We start from the raw sequence: 22392 nt of genomic DNA on the forward strand, positions 1-22392 counted from the left end.
TCCTGTTAGCGCTTTTGCGCCTGATGAATATCAGCCGCCAGCTTATGAATATCGCTGTCGTTTAAGGTCGACAGCGTAATGCGCAGACCGTGCGATGGTGTATTCACACCAAACACCTCGCCTTCGCGTACCAGCCAACCGGATTTTGCCAGGGCAAAAGCAAGTGATTGACTGTGGTGCGTCAGAGGCAGCCACAGATTCAGACCATCACCGACGGGCAGATCAATGCCATATCCTCTGAGAGCGGTGGTCAGTTTTTGCTGTTGTGTCGCGTAAAACTGCTGAGTCTGTACCAGCTTACGTTGATACTCCTCGTCATTCAGACAAGCGCAGGCTAAATCCTGAAGCAGATGGCTGACCCACTGACTGCCGGGGTTGAGTCGCAACCGCAGTTTCGCTGAAGTGACCGGATCGCTGGCAACGATTGCAAGGCGTAAGTCCGGGCCTAGTGTTTTCGACATTGAACGGACGACTGCCCAGTGTGTGGTTTGCGTGGCAATCACCGGGTGCCAGCGGGAAGCGGACAGCAGTGCAAAGTGGTCGTCGACTATCACCAGCACCTGCGGATAGCGGGTCAGGATGTTTTGTAACTGGGCAGCGCGTGAGGCACTCAGGCTACATCCCGTCGGGTTGTGGGCGCGGGGGGTCAGGATCACTGCCCGCGCCCCTCTTTGTAACGCAGCCTCCAGCATGTCAGGTTGCATGCCTTCGTTGTCTACGGTGACCGGACTTGCTGAGAATCCCGCATAACGCAACATATTGATGCTACTTAAAAAACAGGGATCTTCTACCGCGACACTATCGCCCGGCAATAAATGGGCGCACAGTAGTCGTTCAATGGCATCGATAGCACCGCTGGTGATATCAATTTCCCCCACGCCAGGGAGGGCATCCTGCATCCAGCGTGTGGCCCAGGTTTTAAGCTCGGGCGATACGACGGCATCGCCATACAGACGTGGACTCTTATTTATTTTCGCGAAATAACGACTGAGATCGGGGAGACACGTCGGCGCCGGGTTACCGCCGGAAAGGTCAGTAAGTGGGGTATCCGGGTTACTTCCCTCCAGCGCGACAGGGGAGGACATTCCTTTTATTACCGTCCCGTTTCTCCCAAGACTGAGTGCCAGCCCGGAGGTGACCAGTCGTTTATAAGCCGCCGCGACAGTATTGCGGTTGACGTTCAATGTCGTCGCCAGCTCGCGCACTGGCGGAAGCGTTTCGCCTGAGGCGAGGGTGCCTGTAGCGACATGTTGACGAATACTGTCAAAAATTTCGTTAGCGGTTTTTCCGTCGATCATTATTGACCTATGACAAAATGAATTTTAGCATATGACGATAATAGTGAGGCGATAGCCCGCTGTCCAGCGAGAGGAGAAGTTTATGCAGCAGGAGAGTGAAATACAGTCAGTGCTCTTCGACGACAAGCATCGGGCGTTACAAACCGATATCGTTGCCGTCCAGTCACAGGTGGTGTATGGCAGCGTAGGCAACAGCATCGCCGTGCCAGCCATCAAAGCGCAGGGATTACGCGTCACTGCGATCCCAACAGTGCTGTTCAGCAATACACCGCATTATGAGACCTTTTATGGTGGTGTTATCCCGGCCGACTGGTTTAGCGGCTATCTTCGCGCCTTAAATGAACGCGATGCGTTACGTGAGCTAAAAGCGGTGACCACGGGGTATATGGGCAGTGCGGAACAAATCGCTCTGTTGGCACAGTGGCTGGAGACCGTTCGGGCGACCCACCCGGATCTGTGTATTCTGGTCGATCCGGTGATTGGCGATACAGACAGCGGCATGTACGTAAAGGCCGAAATACCGGAGGCGTATCGCAAACATCTGCTACCGCTGGCACAGGGCCTGACACCAAACGTGTTTGAGCTGCAGATGTTGAGCGGTAAACCGTGTCGCACGCTTGATGAAGCGATATTGGCAGCCAAATCACTGCTCACCGATACGCTGAAATGGGTGGTAATCACCAGCGCACCGGGAGAAACCGAGGAGGTCATTCAGGTTGCCGTCGTGACGGCTGAAACGGTTGAGGTGCTAGCCCATCCGCGGGTGAAAACGGATCTGAAAGGGACTGGCGATCTGTTCTGCGCTGAACTGGTGAGCGGTATCGTGCTGGGGAAACCCCTCACTACCGCCACGCACGATGCAGCACAACGCGTGCTGGAAGTGATGACATGGACGCACTTGTGCGGTTGTGATGAGTTAATTCTGCCACCGGCAGGGGAGGCGCGATGAAGAGTTATCGACTGGTGGTTCGTCAGCATGGACGCATCGTTGGGCATTTTGATACCAGCGGAACAGAGGCGCTGGAAGATATCTGTGTGGCGCGCGCCATGTTTGGGATTGCTGGTGGCTATGATTGTGAACTGTTAGTGGCGGATTCGGAACGGCGGATGCTGGAAAGCGGGCCGGACGGCATGAAAATCCTGATGCGCGAGGCGTGTTACCGACCGGTCACCTCACAAATTTAATGCCGCCATCCGGCAGGTTTTGACGCCCGTTAGATAAAAAAATGGCGCCATCTGGCGCCATTCTTCCCTGCGGCAAGAATTACTTCTTGATGCGGATAACCGGAGTTTCACCCACGGTCACGCTACCGGACAGTTTGATCAGTTCTTTGATTTCGTCCATGTTGGAGATAACAACCGGAGTCAGGGTTGACTTGGCCTTCTCTTCCAGCAGCGGCAGATCGAATTCAATAACCGGGTCGCCCACTTTCACACGTTGGCCTTCTTCAGCGATACGCTTGAAGCCTTCGCCTTTCAGTTCAACGGTATCAATACCGAAGTGAACAAACAGCTCAATGCCGCTATCAGATTCGATAGAGAACGCATGGTTGGTTTCAAAGATTTTGCCGATGGTGCCATCAACAGGGGCAACCATTTTGTTACCAGTTGGTTTGATAGCAATACCATCACCAACGATTTTTTCAGCAAAAACTACATCCGGCACGTCTTCGATGTTGACGATCTCGCCAGAGAGCGGAGCAACAATCTCAATAGTTCCGGTGTCTTTCTTATCATCAGAAACCAGAGATTTCAGTTTATCGAACAAACCCATGATCTTCTCCTAAGCAGTAAATTGGGCCGCATCTCGTGGATTAGCAGATTGTTTTTTCTTCAATGAACTTGTTAACCAGCGTCATTAACTCGTCCGTTGTCGGTTGAGCAAGAGCCTGCTCTGCTAACACCTTCGCATCTTCGAAGTTCGTGTTACGGATAATCTTCTTAATGCGCGGGATAGAAATGGCGCTCATAGAGAATTCGTCCAGACCCATCCCCAGCAACAGAAGTGTAGCACGTTCGTCGCCTGCAAGCTCACCACACATGCCGGTCCATTTGCCTTCAGCATGAGAAGCATCAATAACTTGCTTGATCAGCGTCAGAACAGATGGCGACATCGGTTGGTAAAGGTGTGAAATCATATCATTACCACGGTCAACTGCCAGGGTGTACTGCGTTAAATCATTGGTGCCGATACTAAAGAAATCAACTTCTTTGGCTAAATGACGTGCAATTGTTGCCGCAGCCGGTGTTTCCACCATCACGCCAATCTCAATGCTTTCGTCAAATGCTTTACCTTCGTCACGCAGTTCCTGTTTGTAGATTTCGATCTCTTTGCGCAGTGCGCGCACTTCTTCAACAGAGATAATCATCGGGAACATGATGCGCAGTTTGCCGAAAGCAGAGGCACGCAGGATAGCGCGAACCTGGTCACGCAGGATCTCTTTGCGATCCATGGCGATACGCACTGCACGCCAGCCCAGGAACGGGTTCTCTTCTTTCGGGAAATTCATATACGGCAGTTCTTTATCGCCGCCGATGTCCATGGTACGTACGATAACCGCCTGAGAGCCACACGCTTCAGCAACGGCTTTATACGCAGCAAACTGTTCTTCTTCAGTTGGCAGCGATTCACGGTCCATGAACAGGAATTCGGTACGATACAGACCCACGCCTTCAGCACCGTTACGCTCAGCGCCTTCAACGTCACGAACGGTACCGATGTTGGCACACACTTCAACCTGATGACCGTCCAGCGTGATAGCGGGCAGATCTTTCAGCTTAGCGAGTTCCGCTTTCTCGGTAGCAACCTGTTCCTGAACGGCACGCAGTTGTTCGATAACGTCGTTAGTTGGGTTGACGTAAACCTGATTGTTTACGGCATCCAGAATCAGATAGTCGTCGTTTTTCACCTGCGAGGTGACGCTACCGGTACCTACGATGGCAGGCAGTTCCAGAGAACGCGCCATGATTGAGGTATGAGAGGTACGTCCACCTGCGTCAGTGATGAAACCCAGCACCTTCTCGAGGTTCAGCTGTGCGGTTTCTGACGGGGTCAAGTCAGCGGCAACCAGGATAACTTCTTCCTGGATAGCGCTCAGGTCGATAATTGCCAGACCCAGGATGTTACGCAGCAGGCGTTTACCGATGTCACGTACGTCAGCCGCACGTTCTTTCAGGTATTCATCATCCAGCTCTTCCAGGGCTGTGGCCTGACCTTCGATAATCTCATGCGCAGCTGCGTCAGCCGTCATGTGCTTATCTTTAATCAGGGCTATGATTTCCTGCTCCAGCTCCTCATCTTCGAGCAGCATGATATGCCCTTCAAAGATGGCTTCTTTTTCTTCACCGAATGTTTCACCAGCTTTGGTTTTGATCGCTTCCAGTTGCGCAGATGCCTTGGCACGACCGCTCAGAAAACGTTCAACTTCCTGATCAACCTTGTCGGCAGAAATTTTTTTCCGGTCAATGACGATTTCGTCTTCTTTCAGCAGCAGTGCCTTGCCGAAAGCGATACCCGGGGATGCTAAAATGCCTGAAATCATAACCCTACCTTACTTGTGACTGATATTTAAAAGAACTCGTTGAACTTACTCGAGTTCAGCCATCAGTTTAACCAGATGCTCAACTGCTTTCTGCTCGTCTTCGCCTTCTGCGGAAAGGGTAACAACGGTGCCCTGGGTCAGGCCCAGAGTCTGCAGCTTAAACAGGCTTTTGGCGCTGGCGCTTTTGCCGTTGGAAGTCACAGTGATTTCAGACGTAAAGCCTTTTGCTTCTTTAACAAACTGAGCAGCAGGGCGAGTATGCAGACCGTTCGGAGCGGTAATGGTAACTTCTTGCTGGAACATTATATTTCCCCAACTTATAGGTTTAGTGTTGTGGAACTAAAGTCTAGCCTGGCGGTTCAACTTTAGCCTGTATTGTTAGCGTCGACGTAAACAGGACGCGACACAAAAGGAGTTCGGTGCAATCCGTTGCTGGCAACTTCTTGCCGCTGACGTTTCGTTCGTCATTAAACATTATGCCGCGAAAGGAAGAGTTGAACCAAATCATAAAATCGATTCAGCTAGCGCTTTTCCTGTAACGATTAATTTCGCGCATCAAAATAATTAGTTTGGTTAAATACCAGTTCCGGCGGGCTGAATCAATGCCAGGTGGGTTGAAACTTTGAAGCAGGCCACAAAAAAGCACCCAAAAGGGTGCTTTTTTACGCGCATTTAACATGCTGGCATTACTGTTGCAGTTCTTTCTCAGTGAAGAGATCGGCAAACAGTGCTGTGCTCAGATAACGCTCACCCGATGACGGTAGAATAACCACTATATTCTTATTGGTAAAGGTTTCATCTTCCTGGAGTTTAAGCGCAGCAGCAACCGCAGCACCTGAAGAGATACCTGCCAGAATGCCTTCTTCTTCCATCAGGCGGCGCGCCGTGGAAATCGCTTCATCATTGGTGATGGCAACCACTTTATCGATAAGTTTCAGGTCAAGGTTACCTGGAATGAAACCTGCGCCAATGCCCTGAATTTTGTGCGGACCCGGTTTCAGCTCTTCACCCGCCAGCGCCTGGGCGATAACCGGAGAGTCTGTCGGTTCAACGGCAACGGTGATGAGGTCCGTTTTGCCCTTAGTCCCTTTAATGTAGCGAGTCACCCCGGTCAGCGTACCGCCGGTGCCTACGCCAGAGATAAACACATCAACTTGACCATCGGTGTCTTCCCAGATTTCCGGGCCGGTGGTTTTCTCGTGGATTTCCGGGTTAGCCGGGTTGCTGAATTGCTGAAGCAGCAGGAATTTTTCTGGGTCGCTGGCAACAATCTCTTCTGCCTTTTGAATCGCGCCCTTCATACCTTTCGCACCTTCGGTCAACACCAGATTTGCACCCAGTGCTTTTAGCAACTTGCGGCGTTCAATGCTCATGGTTTCTGGCATCGTCAGGGTGAGTTTGTAGCCACGGGCGGCAGCAACGTATGCCAGCGCGATCCCGGTGTTACCGCTGGTCGGTTCGACCAACTCAACGCCCGGCTTCAGTACACCACGTTTTTCGGCATCCCAAATCATATTGGCACCAATACGGCATTTGACGCTGAAGCTCGGGTTACGTGACTCCACCTTCGCCAGAATGCGTCCGTTACCGATACGGTTCAGTCGAACCAGCGGCGTATGACCGATAGTCAGCGAGTTGTCTTCAAAAATCTTACTCATGGCCTGTCCTTAACTGTATGAAATTGGGATACCGCTTCAGCATACCTGTTGAGAAAGTATGGGGAAGTAAGGATTTAGCATATCTATATTCAGAAAGGAAATATTCGACGTCAGTATGGAATAAGGGGCGGCATAAGCCACCCCTGTTTTACACATTTTTGCATTACTTCCATAACGCGTGTTTAGCACGATAGCAGTCTACCCACATCGCCGTGGCACCACAAACCGCAACCGGCATGATGAACAAATTGAGCACCGGGATCATTGTAAACAAACTGGTTAGCGCACCAAACTGCATGTTGGTGACTTTGCGTGTGCGCAGGGCGATACGCATCTCTTTGAAAGGGACTTTGTGGTTGTCGAACGGATAATCACAATATTGAATGGCCAGCATCCACGCACTGAACAGGAACCACAGCACGGGTGCGACGGTCTGCCCCACGCCGGGGATAAAATAGAGGAGCAGTAACACAAAGGCGCGTGGGAGATACCACGCCAGCTTTTGCCATTCGCGCTTCATAATACGCGGCACATCTTTCATGATGCCAAGAACGCCAGTGTCAGGCGGTGTCGCACCTGTCAGGCGGGCTTCGAGTTGTTCTGCCAATAAGCCGTTAAACGGTGCGGCAATCCAGTTGGCGATGGTGGAGAACAGGTAGCCAAATACCAGTAGCACGGAGATCGTGACAATCGGCCATAGCAAATAGCTAAGCCACTGTAGCCAGTTCGGGACGTGACTCATCAGCGCGGGGATCCAACTGTCCAGTTGTGTAAACAACCACCAGAATGCACCGCCCATCAGCACAATATTCACCAGTAAAGGCAGGATAACAAAGCGACGAATTCCCGGTTGAGTGATGAGTTTCCATCCCTGAGAAAAGTAATAAAAACCGCTGCGAGGTACAACTGCAGATGATGAAACCATGGTCAGGACATACTCCTTGTTATATAAGCTCTGGTAAACTTTGCGTATCTTACCGGGTTGTTGAGCGTTAGGCTGTTCAGAAATGTTCGAAAAAACAGCAAAAAGCACGTTTTTATTCATCTTTATGCCGTGAAAGCCAAGAGTGCACTTGCACTTGGCGTAATCGGCAAATACTCTTAGTGAGTAAATGTTTGCCGTGGTGGCAAGGTGTTAGAACAACAGAGAATATAATGATGCAGGATTTGCGTCTGATATTAATCATTGTTGGCGCGATCGCCATAATCGCTTTACTGGTACATGGTTTCTGGACTAGCCGTAAAGAACGGTCTTCTATATTCCGCGATCGCCCACTGAAACGCATGAAGTCTAAACGTGATGACGAGGATTCCTACAACGACGACGTCGAGGAAGACGAAGGCGTGGGTGAAGTCCGCGTGCATCGTGTGAATCATGCTCCCGGCAGCGCTCAGGAACATGGTGTTCCTCCTCAGGCGCCGCAACACCAGTACCAGCCGCCTTATGCGTCTGCTCAGCCGCGTCAACACGCGCAGCAGCCCACTCAGGCGCCACAGGTACCGCAGCCGCATGCTCAGCATCCGCAGCAGCCAGTACAACAGCCACAACCGGTGCAACATCAGCCGGTACAGCAGCAACCGATGCAACCTCAGCCAGCGGCTCCACAGGTACAGCAACCCGTGCAGCAAGCGCCACAACCTGCACCGCAGACCTTCCAGCCCGTAGAGCCTGTTGTTGAACCGCAACCGCAGCCTGAACCGGTTGTTGAAGAAGCGCCCGTTGCTGAAAAACCGCAGCGTAAAGAAGCGGTTATCATTATGAACGTCGCGGCGCATCATGGTAGCGAGCTCAACGGTGAAGTGTTGCTCAACAGCATTCAGCAGGCCGGTTTTAAATTTGGCGATATGAATATTTTCCATCGTCATCTCAGCCCGGATGGTAGTGGTCCGTCGCTGTTCAGTCTTGCCAACATGGTTAACCCAGGGACGTTTGACCCTGAGATGACCGGCGATTTCAGCACACCGGGCGTCACTATCTTTATGCAGGTTCCGTCCTATGGCGACGAGCTGCAAAACTTCAAGCTGATGCTGCAGTCCGCACAACACATTGCCGATGAAGTAGGTGGTGTGGTGCTCGACGATCAACGTCGTATGATGACGCCGCAAAAACTGCGCGAGTATCAGGACCGCATCCGCGAAGTTAAAGAATCTCACGTCTGATTTTCATCTGGCGTGACCTCTCCTTTCTGAACCCCCGCCTGTCGGGGGTTTTTTATCATTGATGGTGCGATATGGAATCAATCGAACAACAACTGACAGAACTGCGAACCACGCTTCGCCATCATGAGTATCTTTACCATGTGATGGATGCGCCGGAAATTCCTGATGCGGAATATGATCGCCTGATGCGCGAACTGCGTGAACTGGAAGCGCAGCATCCTGAACTTGTCACGCCCGATTCACCCACCCAGCGCGTAGGAGCCGCACCACTGGCGGCATTCAGCCAGATCCGTCATGAAGTGCCTATGCTGTCGCTGGATAACGTGTTTGATGAGGAGAGTTTTCTCGCTTTCAATAAGCGCGTTCAGGACAGACTGAAGAGTACGGATAAGCTGACCTGGTGCTGTGAGCTGAAGCTGGATGGTCTGGCGGTCAGTATCCTGTATGAGAATGGTGTACTGGTCAGCGCAGCAACGCGTGGTGATGGTACGACTGGCGAGGACATTACCTCGAACGTGCGCACCATCCGCGCGATCCCGTTAAAACTGCGCGGCGATAATATTCCGGCTCGTCTGGAAGTGCGCGGCGAAGTGTTTTTGCCGCAGGCCGGGTTTGAAAAAATTAACGAAGAAGCCCGCCGCACTGGCAACAAAGTGTTTGCTAACCCGCGTAATGCGGCGGCAGGATCATTACGCCAGCTCGATCCGCGTATCACGGCGAAGCGACCGCTTACTTTCTTTTGCTATGGCGTCGGTGTGCTGGAAGGCGGCGAACTACCCGATACGCATTTGGGGCGCTTGCTGCAGTTTAAAGCGTGGGGCCTTCCGGTCAGCAACAGGGTAACGTTGTGCGACTCTCCGGAGGAAGTACTCGCTTACTATCATAAGGTTGAAGAAGACCGCCCAACGTTGGGATTCGATATTGACGGCGTGGTGATCAAAGTCAACTCCATGGCGCTGCAGGAGCAACTGGGCTTTGTTGCCCGCGCACCGCGCTGGGCGGTAGCCTTTAAGTTTCCGGCGCAGGAACAGATGACTTTTGTTCGCGATGTTGAGTTTCAGGTCGGGCGTACCGGCGCGATTACGCCCGTCGCTCGCCTCGAGCCGGTGCAAGTGGCTGGCGTGCTGGTCAGTAACGCTACGTTGCATAATGCCGATGAAATCGAGCGTTTGGGATTACGCATTGGCGACAAAGTCGTTATTCGTCGTGCGGGCGATGTGATCCCGCAGGTGGTAAACGTGGTGTTGTCCGAGCGTCCTGAAGATACGCGCGAAATCGAGTTTCCCACGCATTGTCCGGTGTGTAACTCTGACGTTGAACGCGTGGAAGGCGAAGCCGTGACTCGCTGCACTGGCGGTTTAATCTGTGGTGCGCAGCGTAAAGAGTCGCTCAAACACTTCGTTTCCCGTCGTGCGCTGGATGTTGACGGTATGGGCGACAAAATTATCGATCAACTGGTCGAGAAAGAGTACGTGCACACACCAGCGGATCTGTTCACGTTGACCGCAGGTAAGCTGACCGGTCTCGATCGTATGGGACCGAAATCGGCGCAAAACGTGGTGAACGCGCTGGAAAAAGCGAAAGAAACCACCTTTGCCCGTTTCCTGTATGCGCTGGGCATTCGCGAAGTCGGTGAAGCAACGGCTGCGGGTCTGGCCGCGTATTTCGGTACGCTGGATGCGCTGGAAGCGGCTTCCATTGAAGAGCTGCAAAAAGTACCGGATGTTGGCATTGTGGTGGCTACTCACGTGTTTAACTTCTTTGCCGAAGAGAGCAACCGCGAGGTGATCGTCCAGTTGCTGGCGCAGGGTATTCACTGGCCAGCACCCGTCGTCATCAATGCAGAAGATATCGACAGTCCTTTCGCGGGGAAAACGGTGGTGCTGACCGGGAGTCTGAGCCAGATGTCGCGCGATGATGCCAAAGCGCGGCTGACTGAATTGGGGGCGAAAGTGGCAGGCAGCGTGTCGAAGAAAACCGATCTGGTTATTGCCGGTGAAGCGGCAGGTTCGAAGCTGGCAAAAGCGCAGGAGTTGGGCATTGCCGTTATTGATGAAGCTGAAATGATCCGCTTACTGGGCGCCTGAGATGGAAAAAGAGCAACTGATTGAAATTGCCAATACCGTGATGCCTTTTGGAAAATATAAGGGGCGTCGGCTGATTGACGTCCCGGAAGAGTATCTGCTGTGGTTTGCCCGCAAAGATGAATTTCCGCCAGGCAAACTGGGTGAGCTAATGCAAATCACGCTGCTGATTAAAACCGAGGGGCTGACACAGTTGGTACAGCCCCTGAAACGTCCGCTTTAAGCTTTCGCGGCGCGACTCTGCTGCGCCGCCTGTAATGCGTCCGTCTGGCGCTTATAGCGACGCGCCAGCACGGCACAGACCATCAGCTGAATTTGATGGAAGATCATCAACGGCAGCACCATCATACCAATCACCGAAGTCGGGAACAGAATATTCGCCATAGGGATCCCGTTCGCCAGGCTCTTTTTCGATCCGCAGAACACAATAGTAATTTCATCGGCTTTATTGAAGCCGCATTTACGCGCCACGAAGACATTTATCCCGATCACGATGGCCAGCAATACGAGACTGACAATCACAATAAACAGCAGTGAACCGACCCCAACTTTGTGCCAGATCCCGTTCACGACCGCCTCACTGAAAGCGGAGTAAACCACCAGCAGAATCGAAGACTGGTCCGTTTTGGCGATCCATTTTTTATGGCGCGACACCCAGTCGCCAATCCATGGGCGTGAAAGATGCCCCAGCACGAATGGCAGCAGCAGTTGCAGCATGATTTTCCCTACCTGCTCCAGGCTGCCCTCTGCACCATGCATATTCATCACCAGCCCGACCAACAGCGGCGAGAGGAAAATACCCAACAGGCTGGAGGCAGAGGCGGAGCACACGGCGGCGGCAACGTTACCGCCCGCCAGTGACGTAAAGGCAATTGCCGACTGCACCGTGGCAGGCAAAATGCACAGGTACAGGAAACCGGTGTAGAGCATCGGATCAACGTTGACCGGTGCCCACCAGGCAAACAGGACGCCCAGTACGGGGAAGACCACAAAGGTGCTGCACATGACCCACAGATGCAAACGCCAGTGGCTACCGCCGGCAATAATGGCTTCACGCGAGAGCTTTGCACCGTGCATAAAAAAGAGCAGGGCAATAGCGGCGGTGGTTAGGCCTTCAAAAAAAGGAACAAAGCCGCCTTCGGCAGGGAAAAATGAGGCCAATAAAACGACGGTAATCAGCGTCAGCGTGAACGGATCAAGGATACGAAAAAGTTTCATAAAAGCTCCTGAAATTCGGTATTCACATTTTGCGTTTTTCCATTTGAGAAATAAAATTGATTTATTGCATCTATATATGAATTGAATCGATGAATTATTCTTTGCGCCAATTACGTATCTTTGTCACCGTCGCTCAGGCTAAAAGTTTTAGCCGGGCGGGGGATATCATCGGCTTAAGCCAGTCGGCGGTCAGTCATAGTGTAAAAGAGCTGGAAGGACAGACGGGTGTCCGGCTACTGGATCGTACAACGCGCGAGGTGGTGCTGACGGAAGCCGGGCAACAGCTGGCGGCACGGCTGGAACGCATTCTGGATGAACTGCACAGTACGCTGCGCGAAGCCGGGCAGGTGGGTACGCAGTTAACCGGTACGGTGCGTGTGGCTGCCAGCCAGACGATTTCCGCGCATCTCATTCCGCAGTGTATTGCGCAGAGCAATCAGCTTTATCCGGCAATTGATTTTGTCCTGCACGACAGGCCACAACAGTGGGTACTGGAGAGTATTCGTCAGGGGGAAGTGGATTTTGGCATTGTGATTGACCCGGGAGCCGTAACCGATCTGCAGTGTGAAGCGGTGCTATCGGAGCCGTTTCTGTTGTTGTGTCGTCAGGATCACCCGCTAGCTCACCGGGAATGGATTAACTGGCAGGATCTGCAGCATGAGCGCCTGGTGTTGCAGGATTATGCCTCCGGTAGCCGACCGCTGATTGATGCGGCATTGTCTCATTTTTCTATTGATGCCAACATTGTTCAGGAGATTGGACACCCGGCAACGCTGTTCCCGATGGTCGAAGCAGGGATTGGTATCAGCGTGCTGCCCGCGCTGGCACTACCCTTACCACAGGGCAGCCATTTACAGGTTAAACGTTTAACGCCAGTTGTTGAGCGGCAACTGATGTTGGCGCGACGCAAAAATCGCTCTCTCTCAACTGCCGCTCAGGCATTGTGGGACGTGGTGCGTACGCAGGCCAGTGAATTAACTGCTGGCCGGGCACGCGATCCGCTCTATCAAATCTAATTATCTGGCTGGCGTAATGCGTTAAAACAGGTATTTGATGGAGTAAATAATGCCGTCCTGCAGGAAGGATTCTCCCAGTTTATTATCGGCGTAGCGATATTGAATGCCGGCTGTCAGATGAGGGGTAGCATTCCACCAGAATGCGATCGCGCCATTAATGCCGTCTTTACCACCATTCCCTGCGGCGTAGGTTGCGTCACGGTCAAATTCGTACTCATTCCAGTTAGTCACACTGAATTTCTCACTGCCCAGCAAGAAGCTATATCCGGCCACCCAACCCATTACATAACCGTTATCCCCGGTGTAATAGGTTTGGTCGGTATAGCGTTTGGCAAAGAAGGGTTTAAACCAGTAGCCGTTACCTGTGAAGTTATAGCCTAAACCATAGAGAAACATATCATCATGAAAGTTAGCGCGGTTCGGTGAACCGTAAGTCCCGTAGGCATGAAGATAGAGGTTTAACCCTGTATCACCTAAATAGATACGGTTGGTATTTTTGAAGGTGTAGCGCTGTTCACTGCCGGGTTTAGCGTGGCGGCCATTGTAGAAATTCTCCCAGTCGAAGAATCCGTACATTTCCCCCCAGCTAAAGTTTGCACCGCCTTCAAGTTCCAGATAGCCAAAATCATCTTTATGTGATTTCTTACTGGTTCTTTCCGTGGTGTCTGATGTCCAGTCGAGGTAATGCAGACCAATATCGGCGAAACCGCCTTTAAATTCCGCATGGGATAGCGCGGGAATAATGAGTAAAGAAGAGAGTGCCAGAGTGAGGAGCTGTTTTTTCATCGCATATTTCCCTATGCCGATTTTTATTAATGGTTTAATGAATAAGTGGGTAATTTATAAGAATAAAATCGGTATATTGTTAATACGAAAAACAACCAACCACCAATACTGTTTTGTCCAGGTATTAATACCGGATGGATCTAAATCCATCGATACCGAATGACTATTGATAAGGCATGAAAAGTGTATTGGTCAGCATGGTGTGAACGTCGTTATAAAAAAGGAGTCAAATTTAACCTGATAGAAAAAGGATATTTATGCCTCACGCTCTCATTTCTCATAATCCTGAGTATTGTGTTGATATTATTCGTGCGCACAAACCGGAGTTTACCCCGAGAGTTGCGTTTATTTTAGGTTCCGGGCTTGGTGCGCTGGCTGAGCAAATTGAGAATGCGGTCGCCATTTCCTATGAAAAACTTCCCGGCTTTCCTGTCAGCACCGTCCACGGACACGCAGGAGAACTGGTACTCGGTCATCTGGCAGGTGTGCCTGTCGCCTGCATGAAAGGTCGTGGTCATTTCTATGAAGGTCGGGGTATGACCATCATGACTGACGCGATTCGTACTCTAAAATTATTGGGTTGTGAATTGCTGTTCTGTACCAATGCTGCGGGGTCTTTGCGCCCAGAAGTCGGCCCGGGCAGTCTGGTGGCGTTACGCGATCATATCAACACGATGCCAGGTACGCCGATGGTAGGTGCGAATGATGATCGTTTTGGCGATCGCTTCTTCTCGCTGGCAAATGCTTATGATGCAAATTACCGCTCTGTTCTCCAGACCGTTGCGGCAGAAGAGGGGTTCCCTCTCACCGAAGGTGTATTTGTTTCTTATCCGGGGCCGAACTTCGAAACGGCGGCAGAAATTCGCATGATGCAGATTATTGGCGGCGACGTGGTAGGGATGTCCGTTGTGCCGGAAGTGATAACGGCTCGTCATTGCGGTCTCAACGTCGTTGCAGTATCCGCGATTACCAATCTGGCAGAGGGGCTGGGCGATGTAAAACTCTCCCATGCGCAAACCCTGGCAGCGGCGGAACTTTCGCGACAGAACTTTATCAATCTTATTTGCGGCTTTCTGCGCAAAATTGCCTGATAAAACAACATAAAAAGGCCTCGGATATGAGGTCTATTGATGCGATAAGGAAACGATGATGAGCATCACTTCTCGTTTAAAGGTAATGTCCTTTTTGCAATATTTTATCTGGGGGAGTTGGCTGACGACCCTCGGATCTTACATGATTAATACCCTGAGTTTTACCGGTGCAGACGTTGGGATGGTATATAGCTCCAAAGGTATCGCGGCGATTATTATGCCCGGTATTATGGGGATTATTGCCGATAAATGGCTTAGAGCAGAGCGCGCTTATATGCTCTGCCATTTGGTTTGTGCTGGCGTACTGTTCTATTCCGCCTCAGTAACCGACGCCGATATGATGTTTTGGGTGATGCTTATCAACGCGATGGCCTTTATGCCAACCATTGCTTTATCCAATAGCATCTCATACTCCTGCCTCGCGCAGGCGGGCCTTGACCCGGTAACAAACTTCCCACCTATCCGCGTGTTTGGTACGGTAGGTTTTATTATTGCGATGTGGTCGGTCAGCCTGCTGCATCTTGAGCTGAGTAACGTGCAACTTTATATTGCCTCCGGGGCCTCGTTGATGCTGGCGGGTTATGCGTTGACGTTACCGAAAATCCCGGTAGCAGAGAAAAAAGCAACAGCAACGCTTGCCAGTAAACTCGGGCTGGATGCGTTTGTATTATTTAAAAATCCGCGTATGGCCATTTTCTTTCTCTTTGCCATGATGCTGGGCGCGGTATTGCAAATCACGAATGTTTTTGGCAATCCGTTCCTGCATGATTTTGCCCGCAATCCGGAGTTTGCTGACAGTTTTGTGGTGAAATATCCGTCTATTTTGCTGTCCGTTTCGCAAATGGCTGAGGTCGGATTTATTCTTACCATCCCGTTCTTCCTGCAGCGATTTGGTATTAAAACGGTGATGCTGATGAGCATGCTGGCATGGACGCTGCGCTTTGGTTTCTTTGCTTTTGGCGATCCGTCACCAACCGGTTTCATCCTGCTGCTTATGTCGATGATCGTTTACGGCTGTGCATTCGACTTTTTCAATATTTCGGGGTCGGTGTTTGTAGAGCAGGAAGTGGACTCCAGTATTCGCGCCAGTGCTCAGGGGTTGTTTATGACCATGGTTAATGGTGTGGGAGCTTGGGTGGGGTCGATTCTCAGCGGTATGGCAGTGGATTATTTCTCCCTCGATGGCGTTAAGGATTGGCAAACAATATGGCTGGTGTTTGCAGGATATGCATTATTTCTCGCGGTGCTTTTTTTCTTCGGATTTAAATACAAACATGATCCTGAGAAAATAGCGAGTCGTGCGGTTGCTCATTAAAATGGATTAGCAGTTCTGGTTGCCAGAACTGCTTTAAATTATAAAGGATAGTGCGTGAAAGAAATATTTTTCTCTTCGGGTGTCGGTTTTGGTATTGGTGCTCTTTTTACGTTATTACGTTTACCTATTCCCGTTCCAAATGTATTGCCGGGAATATTATCAATTGTATTTATGTATATAGGTTATTTGGTGGTGAAGTACTTTATGCCTTGATAAAGTGACGTACCCTTCTCACCGCTACGGAGCACTTAACCATGGAACGTGTATACCGAACAGACCTTAAGTTGTTACGTTATTTTCTTGCCGTTGCGGAGGAACTCCATTTTGGGCGTGCTGCGGCGCGTCTGAATATGTCTCAGCCACCGCTTAGTGTTCATATTAAAGAACTGGAAAACCAACTGGGTACACTGCTTTTTATTCGTCATTCTCGCAGCGTGGCGTTAACCCATGCGGGAAAGATATTAATGGAAGAGTCGCGTCGTTTGCTGGCCAGTGCAAATCAGGCGCTAGCGCGGGTAGAGCAGATTGGTCGCGGTGAAGCAGGGCGCATTGAACTGGGCGTAGTGGGTACGGCGCTGTGGGGCAGAATGCGCCCTGCAATGCACCGTTTTTTGAAAGCAAACCCTAATGTTGAGGTACTGTTTCGCGAAAAATCGCCAGGTATGCAAATGGCGTTGTTAGAGCGTCGGGAGCTTGATGCCGGGATTTGGCGAATGGCGATTGAACTTCCCGAGGGTTTTGCCAGCCTGCGTTTGCATGAATCATCATTTTTAGTCGCAGTGCCAGAAGATCATCACCTGGCTGTATGTCAGGCGGTGCCCCTGGCGGCACTGCGCAATGAATATTTTGTCACATTACCTTCCGTACATTCAGATTGGGCTTTTTTACAGCGAATTTGCCAGCAGGCTGGATTTTCACCGATGATTGTACGTGAAGTGGTCGAACCGCAGACCGTGCTGGCGATGATCAGTATGGGGATCGGCATTACGCTGATGGCTGATGGTTATGCGCAAATGAACTGGCCTGGTGTGGTATTCCGCCCATTAGAGGAACGTATTCCGGCAGATTTGTATATTGTCTATGAGCAACAGCAGGCTACACCGGCATTGAATAAGCTGGTTACAGCATTAACAACATGATTTTTATAAATCGCAAATCGCAAAACGGCGCCGCCAGCGCCCTCTCTTACATTGGTGGGGCGTGCAGGATGACTCGCTTCGCTCGCCCTTCGGGTCGTCGCCGTTAACGGCTCCGTTGTCTCACTACGTTCGACCCGAACCTGCTGCAGGTTCGAATCATTAAATTTTGCGCATAGCAAAAAGGCGCCTTTAGGGCGCCTTTTTACATTGGTGGGTCGTGCAGGATTCGAACCTGCGACCAATTGATTAAAAGTCAACTGCTCTACCAACTGAGCTAACGACCCGAAGTGGTGGGTGATGACGGGATCGAACCGCCGACCCCCTCCTTGTAAGGGAGGTGCTCTCCCAGCTGAGCTAATCACCCACTTCGGTACTTCATTGTATTGTAAGAAATCCAGCTGGCGAGAAAGTGGTGGGTGATGACGGGATCGAACCGCCGACCCCCTCCTTGTAAGGGAGGTGCTCTCCCAGCTGAGCTAATCACCCACTTCTCAATTTCTTACTTTACACGGCGGAGACTACTTAAAGTAGTTGGTGGGTGATGACGGGTTCGAACCGCCGACCCCCTCCTTGTAAGGGAGGTGCTCTCCCAGCTGAGCTAATCACCCCCGCTGTGTGGAGTCGCATTATAGGGAGAGTTGAAAATGAGTCAACGCATTTTCTAAAGAAATTGTTCGTTCGTCGTAAATTTAAGCAAAACGATCGCAAAACAATCCATGCCGCATGATTTGTATACGAAAATGGCAAAGCGTGATGTTCCAACCTGAACAACATTGAGGAATCAGACCACAGTGATAGAATACCAGCCTGATAATCTTCCCAGGATTTGCCGGTTGTCGGCATCTTTATAAACGTAAGGCCATTTCATGAAAATCAAAACTCGCTTCGCGCCAAGCCCGACAGGTTACCTGCACGTCGGCGGTGCGCGTACTGCTCTTTATTCCTGGCTTTTTGCACGTAACCATGGCGGTGAGTTTGTGCTGCGTATTGAAGACACCGATCTCGAACGCTCCACTCCGGAAGCTATTGAAGCCATTATGGATGGTATGAACTGGCTGAATCTGGAGTGGGATGAAGGCCCGTATTTCCAGACTAAACGTTTTGATCGTTACAATGCTGTCATTGATGAGATGCTGGAAGCAGGTACGGCATATAAATGCTATTGCTCCAAAGAGCGTCTGGAACAACTGCGTGAAGAGCAGATGGCGAAAGGTGAGAAGCCGCGTTACGACGGTCGCTGCCGTCATAGCCATGAACACCACGCGGACGACGAACCTTGCGTGGTGCGTTTTGCCAACCCGCAGGATGGTTCCGTTATTTTTGACGACCAGATCCGTGGGCCGATCGAATTCAGCAACCAGGAGCTGGACGACCTGATCATCCGCCGTACTGATGGTTCCCCGACCTATAACTTTTGCGTTGTGGTTGATGACTGGGATATGGAAATCACCCACGTCATTCGTGGTGAAGACCATATCAACAACACCCCGCGTCAGATCAACATCCTGAAAGCGTTGAACGCACCGGTCCCGGTTTATGCTCACGTATCGATGATCAACGGCGACGACGGCAAAAAACTCTCTAAACGTCACGGTGCGGTCAGCGTTATGCAGTATCGCGACGACGGCTACCTGCCGGAAGCGTTGCTGAACTATCTGGTACGTCTGGGGTGGTCCAGCGGCGATCAGGAGATCTTCACCCGTGAAGAAATGATCAAACTGTTCTCTCTCGGTGCGGTGAGCAAGTCTGCGAGCGCATTCAACACTGAAAAACTGCAGTGGTTGAACCACCACTACATTAATGCACTGGCACCAGAATATGTGGCGACACATCTGCAGTGGCACATCGAGCAGGAAAATATCGATACGCGCGTTGGCCCGCAGTTGTCTGAGCTGGTAAAACTGCTGGGCGAACGCTGCAAGACGCTGAAAGAGATGGCGCAGAGCTGCCGCTACTTCTACGAAGACTTTGCTGAGTTCGATGCCGATGCGGCGAAGAAACACCTGCGTCCGGTTGCTCGTCAGCCGCTGGAAGTGGTTCGCGACAAACTGGCTGCTATCAGCGAATGGACCGCGGAAAACGTGCACCACGCGATTCAGGCAACCGCTGACGAGCTGGAAGTGGGCATGGGTAAAGTCGGAATGCCGCTGCGCGTAGCCGTCACTGGTGCGGGTCAGTCTCCGGCGTTAGACGTTACTGTGCATGCGATTGGTAAATCTCGCAGCATTGAACGTATTAACAAAGCGCTCGCGTTTATTACTGAGCGTGAAAGTCAGCAGTAAGACGGGTTGAGAGATAAAATAACGGCAGGCGCATACCCTGCCGTTTTTTTGGTATTTATTCAGACTCATCAATGCCCAGACGGGTCAGGAAAGTGCGAATACCTTCGCGCGAAATATACATCGCCAGCTTTTCCTGTTCCGTTGGTGACATGTTATCCAGTGCGCTGATTATCTGACGGCAGGCGTGACTGCGAACCACGTGTGTATACTCGGCAAGCGGTTCTTCTGCCTGATAAAATTCTGGCACTTTGCGAAAAGCGGGAATATTGAGAAGAAACTCTCGGACAGCCGCATCAATATGAATAAGCCTTGCGCGACCACCTTTAACACCGGGAAACTTTTCGGTTGTCCAGTTTTGCTCTCTGATCCAGCGATTGACGGTTTGTTTGGCGACACCGAGACATTCAGCCAGCTCTTCGGTGGTCATTTTACTGCGTAATTTTTTCATATTATTTGTTGTCGCGAATCCCTAAGCGTTGTAACAAACCCGTAATGCCTTCACGCAGGATCAGCGACGTAAACATTTTCTGTTCTGATGGCGTCATTTCTTTGGCGAGTCTTATCAGTAGAGCTTCAATGGAGGTGTCACCTGATAAAGATAAATTATCTGATAAGCCTTCCGCTGAACGCTCAGCGCTGCGAATGTATTCACGAACTTGTTCGGTAACGTGAACCAGACGGGCTTTACCGCCCTGAACGCCTGGTTTGGGTGAGGTAGCCCAACCTTCCTTGCGCACCCATTTATTGATGGTCTGTCGGCTGTATCCGGTCAGATTAGCAAGTTCTTCTGGCGTCATCCGTTCCTTGAACATAACGATTCCCTGAATAGTCGTGGGGTTAATTAGTGGTTCATTTTATAGCACCATTTTAGTAGAAACCGTGACGCGTTTAACTACTGAATGCGAGTTGTTGCGCAATGTTCTTCATTTGCCTGCTTTTTCAGCGATTGAATTCTATGAGTTAATTTTGCCGTTGACACACGCGAAGGGAATTCATATGATGCCGCCCGTCAACTCGACAAGCTTTACGTGACGGGGCTATAGCTCAGCTGGGAGAGCGCTTGCATGGCATGCAAGAGGTCAGCGGTTCGATCCCGCTTAGCTCCACCAAATTTAATCCCAATGAATTTGGTACGTAAACGCATCGTGGGGCTATAGCTCAGCTGGGAGAGCGCTTGCATGGCATGCAAGAGGTCAGCGGTTCGATCCCGCTTAGCTCCACCAAAATTGAAACCCTCGCTGAAAAGCGGGGGTTTTTTGCATTTGATTCCTGCCTGCGTTTCTCGTTTATTTGCTTAGATTGCTGGATAACAGACATAAAAAAACCGGGGAGAATCTGAACTCCCCGGTTTGGTAACGGCTGTATTGATGTCGTCTTACAGTACCAGTGCTGCAATGGAAGCAGACAGTACGCTGACCAGTGTAGAACCGTAAACCAGTTTCAGACCAAAGCGGGAAACCACGTTACCTTGCTCTTCGTTCAGACCTTTAATTGCGCCTGCAATGATACCGATAGAAGAGAAGTTCGCGAAGGAAACCAGGAACACAGAGATAATGCCTTCAGCGCGCGGAGAGAGCGTAGAGGCGATTTTCTGCAGGTCCATCATTGCGACGAATTCGTTGGAAACCAGTTTGGTTGCCATGATACTGCCCACCTGCAGCGCTTCGCTGGACGGCACACCCATCACCCACGCAATCGGGTAGAAGATGTAACCCAGGATGCCCTGGAAGGAGATGCTGTAGCCAAACCAACCGGTAACGGTAGCGAACAGGGCGTTCAGGGCAGCGATCAGTGCGATGAAACCAATCAGCATTGCTGCAACGATAATCGCAACTTTGAAGCCTGCCAGAATGTATTCACCCAACATTTCGAAGAAGCTCTGACCTTCGTGCAGATTGGACATCTGAATATTTTCTTCGCTGGCATCAACGGTATAAGGGTTGATCAGTGACAGGACGATAAAGGTGCTGAACATGTTCAGAACCAGCGCAGCAACAACGTATTTTGGTTCCAGCATCGTCATGTATGCGCCAACGATAGACATGGAAACGGTAGACATCGCCGTTGCTGCCATGGTGTACATGCGGTTGCGAGACATTTTACCGAGGATATCTTTATAGGCGATAAAGTTCTCGGACTGACCCAGGATCAGGGAGCTAACGGCGTTGAAGGATTCCAGTTTGCCCATACCGTTCACTTTGGATAACAGGAAACCAATCGCGCGGATGATAACCGGCAGAACACGGATATGCTGCAAAATACCGATCAGAGCGGAAATGAAGACGATTGGGCAAAGCACTTTCAGGAAGAAGAATGCCAGGCCTTTATCGTTCATGCTGCCGAAGACAAAGTTAGTCCCTTCATTAGCGAATCCGAGCAGTTTTTCAAACATCTCGGAAAAGCCTCTTACAAAGCCCAGGCCGACATCAGAGTTCAGGAAGAACCATGCCAGTAACACTTCAATAACAAGCAATTGAATAACATAACGAATGCGGATTTTTTTACGGTCACTGCTTACCAGCAGTGCGAGTACCGCAACCACGGCAAGGGCCAGGACAAAGTGAAGAACGCGGTCCATATTTGCTCCAAATTTGAGGCAGATTTAGTTTTCGTGCACATTCTATGTAACAACAGTAAAGAAAACGAGATCAAACACACACTATAATAAGGACCTGTGACGAGATTCAAAATTAGTGATCGGTGATACACTTCCGTTATGTTTAGTATGGAAGTGAAAAGTTATGTCACTGTGCTAATCTCATAACAATAATCAAACATCTTACCGGCATTTCCAAATTTCTTA

Annotated in this window: 22 protein-coding genes, 6 tRNA genes and 1 other RNA gene; 13 read left to right on the plus strand and 16 right to left on the minus strand. The window is 50.7% G+C overall.

Annotation, left to right across the window (positions count from 1 at the left end; all coding sequences use genetic code 11):
* Nucleotides 1–5 precede the first annotated feature (5 nt).
* Entirely contained in the window at nucleotides 6–1298 is a 1293-nt protein-coding gene (gene ptsJ / locus ACLJXE_RS00820) for a transcriptional regulator PtsJ (protein ID WP_410749836.1), read from the minus strand.
* 82 nt (nucleotides 1299–1380) lie between these two features.
* On the opposite strand from ptsJ, the gene pdxK reads away from it, so the two are divergent.
* Nucleotides 1381–2247, plus strand: coding sequence for a pyridoxine/pyridoxal/pyridoxamine kinase (gene pdxK / locus ACLJXE_RS00825; protein ID WP_286628966.1), 867 nt, complete (start codon nucleotides 1381–1383; stop codon nucleotides 2245–2247).
* Entirely contained in the window at nucleotides 2244–2483 is a 240-nt protein-coding gene (locus ACLJXE_RS00830; RefSeq protein WP_410749837.1) for a cytoplasmic protein, read from the plus strand. The genes pdxK and ACLJXE_RS00830 overlap by 4 nt, the downstream gene beginning before the upstream one ends.
* 79 nt (nucleotides 2484–2562) lie before the next feature.
* Here ACLJXE_RS00830 and crr read toward each other — a convergent pair whose 3' ends face one another.
* The 5 genes from crr to cysZ form a co-directional block, all read right to left on the minus strand.
* Nucleotides 2563–3072: a PTS glucose transporter subunit IIA gene (crr, locus tag ACLJXE_RS00835; RefSeq protein WP_000522253.1), complete on the minus strand. Its 510-nt coding sequence runs from the start codon at nucleotides 3070–3072 to the stop codon at nucleotides 2563–2565.
* A gap of 40 nt (nucleotides 3073–3112) precedes the next feature.
* Nucleotides 3113–4840 carry a phosphoenolpyruvate-protein phosphotransferase PtsI gene (gene ptsI / locus ACLJXE_RS00840; RefSeq protein ID WP_005121951.1) on the minus strand — a complete coding sequence of 576 codons (1728 nt, stop codon included), beginning with the start codon at nucleotides 4838–4840 and terminating at the stop codon, nucleotides 3113–3115.
* A 45-nt stretch (nucleotides 4841–4885) separates the two neighbouring features.
* Nucleotides 4886–5143 (minus strand): phosphocarrier protein Hpr, encoded by a 258-nt coding sequence (gene ptsH / locus ACLJXE_RS00845; RefSeq protein ID WP_002913505.1) that lies wholly within the window; start codon nucleotides 5141–5143, stop codon nucleotides 4886–4888.
* Between the two features lie 383 nt (nucleotides 5144–5526).
* Entirely contained in the window at nucleotides 5527–6498 is a 972-nt protein-coding gene (cysK, locus tag ACLJXE_RS00850) for a cysteine synthase A (protein WP_003038091.1), read from the minus strand.
* Nucleotides 6499–6661: 163 nt separating this feature from the next.
* A complete protein-coding gene (gene cysZ, locus ACLJXE_RS00855) occupies nucleotides 6662–7423 on the minus strand; it encodes a sulfate transporter CysZ (protein WP_410749838.1) in 762 nt (253 codons plus the stop codon).
* 230 nt (nucleotides 7424–7653) lie between these two features.
* On the opposite strand from cysZ, the gene zipA reads away from it, so the two are divergent.
* The 3 genes from zipA to ACLJXE_RS00870 all read left to right on the plus strand — a co-directional run bounded on the left by zipA (nucleotide 7654) and on the right by ACLJXE_RS00870 (nucleotide 10965).
* Complete coding sequence (zipA, locus tag ACLJXE_RS00860) at nucleotides 7654–8658, plus strand: cell division protein ZipA (RefSeq protein ID WP_410749839.1); 1005 nt, start codon at nucleotides 7654–7656, stop codon at nucleotides 8656–8658.
* Nucleotides 8659–8729: 71 nt separating this feature from the next.
* Entirely contained in the window at nucleotides 8730–10745 is a 2016-nt protein-coding gene (gene ligA / locus ACLJXE_RS00865) for an NAD-dependent DNA ligase LigA (RefSeq protein WP_410749840.1), read from the plus strand.
* 1 nt (nucleotide 10746) lies between these two features.
* Nucleotides 10747–10965, plus strand: coding sequence for a DUF3820 family protein (locus tag ACLJXE_RS00870; protein ID WP_048210989.1), 219 nt, complete (start codon nucleotides 10747–10749; stop codon nucleotides 10963–10965).
* Here ACLJXE_RS00870 and ACLJXE_RS00875 read toward each other — a convergent pair.
* Nucleotides 10962–11960, minus strand: coding sequence for a bile acid:sodium symporter family protein (locus tag ACLJXE_RS00875; protein WP_410749841.1), 999 nt, complete (start codon nucleotides 11958–11960; stop codon nucleotides 10962–10964). The genes ACLJXE_RS00870 and ACLJXE_RS00875 overlap by 4 nt on opposite strands.
* Nucleotides 11961–12049: 89 nt before the next feature.
* Between ACLJXE_RS00875 and ACLJXE_RS00880 the strand changes: the two genes are divergently transcribed.
* Nucleotides 12050–12976, plus strand: coding sequence for a LysR family transcriptional regulator (locus tag ACLJXE_RS00880; RefSeq protein WP_202038129.1), 927 nt, complete (start codon nucleotides 12050–12052; stop codon nucleotides 12974–12976).
* A gap of 21 nt (nucleotides 12977–12997) precedes the next feature.
* On the opposite strand, the gene ACLJXE_RS00885 is transcribed toward ACLJXE_RS00880, so the two are convergent.
* On the minus strand, nucleotides 12998–13762 hold the full coding sequence (locus tag ACLJXE_RS00885; RefSeq protein WP_410749842.1) for an outer membrane protein OmpK: 765 nt from the start codon (nucleotides 13760–13762) through the stop codon (nucleotides 12998–13000).
* Between the two features lie 257 nt (nucleotides 13763–14019).
* Between ACLJXE_RS00885 and xapA the strand changes: the two genes are divergently transcribed.
* Genes xapA through ACLJXE_RS00905 form a run of 4 tightly spaced genes read left to right on the plus strand, consistent with a single transcriptional unit; the run spans nucleotide 14020 to nucleotide 17307 of the window.
* Entirely contained in the window at nucleotides 14020–14853 is an 834-nt protein-coding gene (gene xapA, locus ACLJXE_RS00890) for a xanthosine phosphorylase (protein WP_410749843.1), read from the plus strand.
* 58 nt (nucleotides 14854–14911) lie between these two features.
* The gene (locus tag ACLJXE_RS00895; protein WP_410750016.1) at nucleotides 14912–16168 is read left to right on the plus strand and encodes a nucleoside permease; all 1257 of its coding nucleotides are present in this window, start codon (nucleotides 14912–14914) and stop codon (nucleotides 16166–16168) included.
* 54 nt (nucleotides 16169–16222) lie between these two features.
* A complete protein-coding gene (locus ACLJXE_RS00900; RefSeq protein WP_135324838.1) occupies nucleotides 16223–16381 on the plus strand; it encodes a XapX domain-containing protein in 159 nt (52 codons plus the stop codon).
* A 41-nt stretch (nucleotides 16382–16422) separates the two neighbouring features.
* Nucleotides 16423–17307 carry a LysR family transcriptional regulator gene (locus ACLJXE_RS00905; protein ID WP_410749844.1) on the plus strand — a complete coding sequence of 295 codons (885 nt, stop codon included), beginning with the start codon at nucleotides 16423–16425 and terminating at the stop codon, nucleotides 17305–17307.
* A gap of 52 nt (nucleotides 17308–17359) precedes the next feature.
* Here the strand turns inward: ACLJXE_RS00905 and ACLJXE_RS00910 are convergent.
* The 5 genes from ACLJXE_RS00910 to ACLJXE_RS00930 form a co-directional block, all read right to left on the minus strand.
* A non-coding RNA gene (locus ACLJXE_RS00910) (RtT sRNA) lies at nucleotides 17360–17491 on the minus strand.
* Nucleotides 17492–17515: 24 nt separating this feature from the next.
* A tRNA-Lys gene (locus ACLJXE_RS00915) sits at nucleotides 17516–17591 on the minus strand.
* 4 nt (nucleotides 17592–17595) lie between these two features.
* Nucleotides 17596–17671: transfer RNA gene (locus ACLJXE_RS00920), tRNA-Val, on the minus strand.
* Between the two features lie 46 nt (nucleotides 17672–17717).
* Nucleotides 17718–17793 (minus strand) — tRNA-Val (locus ACLJXE_RS00925).
* 46 nt (nucleotides 17794–17839) lie between these two features.
* A tRNA-Val gene (locus tag ACLJXE_RS00930) sits at nucleotides 17840–17915 on the minus strand.
* A 258-nt stretch (nucleotides 17916–18173) separates the two neighbouring features.
* Here ACLJXE_RS00930 and gltX point away from each other — a divergent pair.
* Nucleotides 18174–19589, plus strand: a complete 1416-nt coding sequence (gene gltX / locus ACLJXE_RS00935; RefSeq protein ID WP_410749845.1) for a glutamate--tRNA ligase — start codon at nucleotides 18174–18176, stop codon at nucleotides 19587–19589.
* A gap of 55 nt (nucleotides 19590–19644) precedes the next feature.
* On the opposite strand, the gene ACLJXE_RS00940 is transcribed toward gltX, so the two are convergent.
* Nucleotides 19645–20037: a MerR family transcriptional regulator gene (locus ACLJXE_RS00940; RefSeq protein ID WP_286628980.1), complete on the minus strand. Its 393-nt coding sequence runs from the start codon at nucleotides 20035–20037 to the stop codon at nucleotides 19645–19647.
* Between the two features lies 1 nt (nucleotide 20038).
* Nucleotides 20039–20401, minus strand: coding sequence for a YfeC-like transcriptional regulator (locus ACLJXE_RS00945; RefSeq protein WP_003028277.1), 363 nt, complete (start codon nucleotides 20399–20401; stop codon nucleotides 20039–20041).
* A gap of 221 nt (nucleotides 20402–20622) precedes the next feature.
* Here ACLJXE_RS00945 and ACLJXE_RS00950 point away from each other — a divergent pair.
* Both ACLJXE_RS00950 and ACLJXE_RS00955 read left to right on the plus strand, forming a co-directional pair.
* Nucleotides 20623–20698, plus strand: a tRNA-Ala gene (locus ACLJXE_RS00950).
* A gap of 38 nt (nucleotides 20699–20736) precedes the next feature.
* A tRNA-Ala gene (locus tag ACLJXE_RS00955) sits at nucleotides 20737–20812 on the plus strand.
* A 152-nt stretch (nucleotides 20813–20964) separates the two neighbouring features.
* Here ACLJXE_RS00955 and nupC read toward each other — a convergent pair.
* Nucleotides 20965–22167, minus strand: coding sequence for a nucleoside permease NupC (gene nupC, locus ACLJXE_RS00960; protein WP_048210997.1), 1203 nt, complete (start codon nucleotides 22165–22167; stop codon nucleotides 20965–20967).
* Nucleotides 22168–22392 lie beyond the last annotated feature (225 nt).

Source organism: Citrobacter sp. U14242, from assembly GCF_046555775.1.
In the GTDB taxonomy this organism is placed as follows: domain Bacteria; phylum Pseudomonadota; class Gammaproteobacteria; order Enterobacterales; family Enterobacteriaceae; genus Citrobacter.

Excerpts from the sequence above, each read along its gene's own strand:
- ptsJ (WP_410749836.1), bottom strand. The coding sequence starts at position 1,298 with ATGATCGACGGAAAAACCGCTAACGAAATTTTTGACAGTATTCGTCAA.
- pdxK (WP_286628966.1), top strand. The coding sequence starts at position 1,381 with ATGCAGCAGGAGAGTGAAATACAGTCAGTGCTCTTCGACGACAAGCAT.
- ACLJXE_RS00830 (WP_410749837.1), top strand. The coding sequence starts at position 2,244 with ATGAAGAGTTATCGACTGGTGGTTCGTCAGCATGGACGCATCGTTGGG.
- crr (WP_000522253.1), bottom strand. The coding sequence starts at position 3,072 with ATGGGTTTGTTCGATAAACTGAAATCTCTGGTTTCTGATGATAAGAAA.
- ptsI (WP_005121951.1), bottom strand. The coding sequence starts at position 4,840 with ATGATTTCAGGCATTTTAGCATCCCCGGGTATCGCTTTCGGCAAGGCA.
- ptsH (WP_002913505.1), bottom strand. The coding sequence starts at position 5,143 with ATGTTCCAGCAAGAAGTTACCATTACCGCTCCGAACGGTCTGCATACT.
- cysK (WP_003038091.1), bottom strand. The coding sequence starts at position 6,498 with ATGAGTAAGATTTTTGAAGACAACTCGCTGACTATCGGTCATACGCCG.
- cysZ (WP_410749838.1), bottom strand. The coding sequence starts at position 7,423 with ATGGTTTCATCATCTGCAGTTGTACCTCGCAGCGGTTTTTATTACTTT.
- zipA (WP_410749839.1), top strand. The coding sequence starts at position 7,654 with ATGATGCAGGATTTGCGTCTGATATTAATCATTGTTGGCGCGATCGCC.
- ligA (WP_410749840.1), top strand. The coding sequence starts at position 8,730 with ATGGAATCAATCGAACAACAACTGACAGAACTGCGAACCACGCTTCGC.
- ACLJXE_RS00870 (WP_048210989.1), top strand. The coding sequence starts at position 10,747 with ATGGAAAAAGAGCAACTGATTGAAATTGCCAATACCGTGATGCCTTTT.
- ACLJXE_RS00875 (WP_410749841.1), bottom strand. The coding sequence starts at position 11,960 with ATGAAACTTTTTCGTATCCTTGATCCGTTCACGCTGACGCTGATTACC.
- ACLJXE_RS00880 (WP_202038129.1), top strand. The coding sequence starts at position 12,050 with ATGAATTATTCTTTGCGCCAATTACGTATCTTTGTCACCGTCGCTCAG.
- ACLJXE_RS00885 (WP_410749842.1), bottom strand. The coding sequence starts at position 13,762 with ATGAAAAAACAGCTCCTCACTCTGGCACTCTCTTCTTTACTCATTATT.
- xapA (WP_410749843.1), top strand. The coding sequence starts at position 14,020 with ATGCCTCACGCTCTCATTTCTCATAATCCTGAGTATTGTGTTGATATT.
- ACLJXE_RS00895 (WP_410750016.1), top strand. The coding sequence starts at position 14,912 with ATGAGCATCACTTCTCGTTTAAAGGTAATGTCCTTTTTGCAATATTTT.
- ACLJXE_RS00905 (WP_410749844.1), top strand. The coding sequence starts at position 16,423 with ATGGAACGTGTATACCGAACAGACCTTAAGTTGTTACGTTATTTTCTT.
- gltX (WP_410749845.1), top strand. The coding sequence starts at position 18,174 with ATGAAAATCAAAACTCGCTTCGCGCCAAGCCCGACAGGTTACCTGCAC.
- ACLJXE_RS00940 (WP_286628980.1), bottom strand. The coding sequence starts at position 20,037 with ATGAAAAAATTACGCAGTAAAATGACCACCGAAGAGCTGGCTGAATGT.
- ACLJXE_RS00945 (WP_003028277.1), bottom strand. The coding sequence starts at position 20,401 with ATGTTCAAGGAACGGATGACGCCAGAAGAACTTGCTAATCTGACCGGA.
- nupC (WP_048210997.1), bottom strand. The coding sequence starts at position 22,167 with ATGGACCGCGTTCTTCACTTTGTCCTGGCCCTTGCCGTGGTTGCGGTA.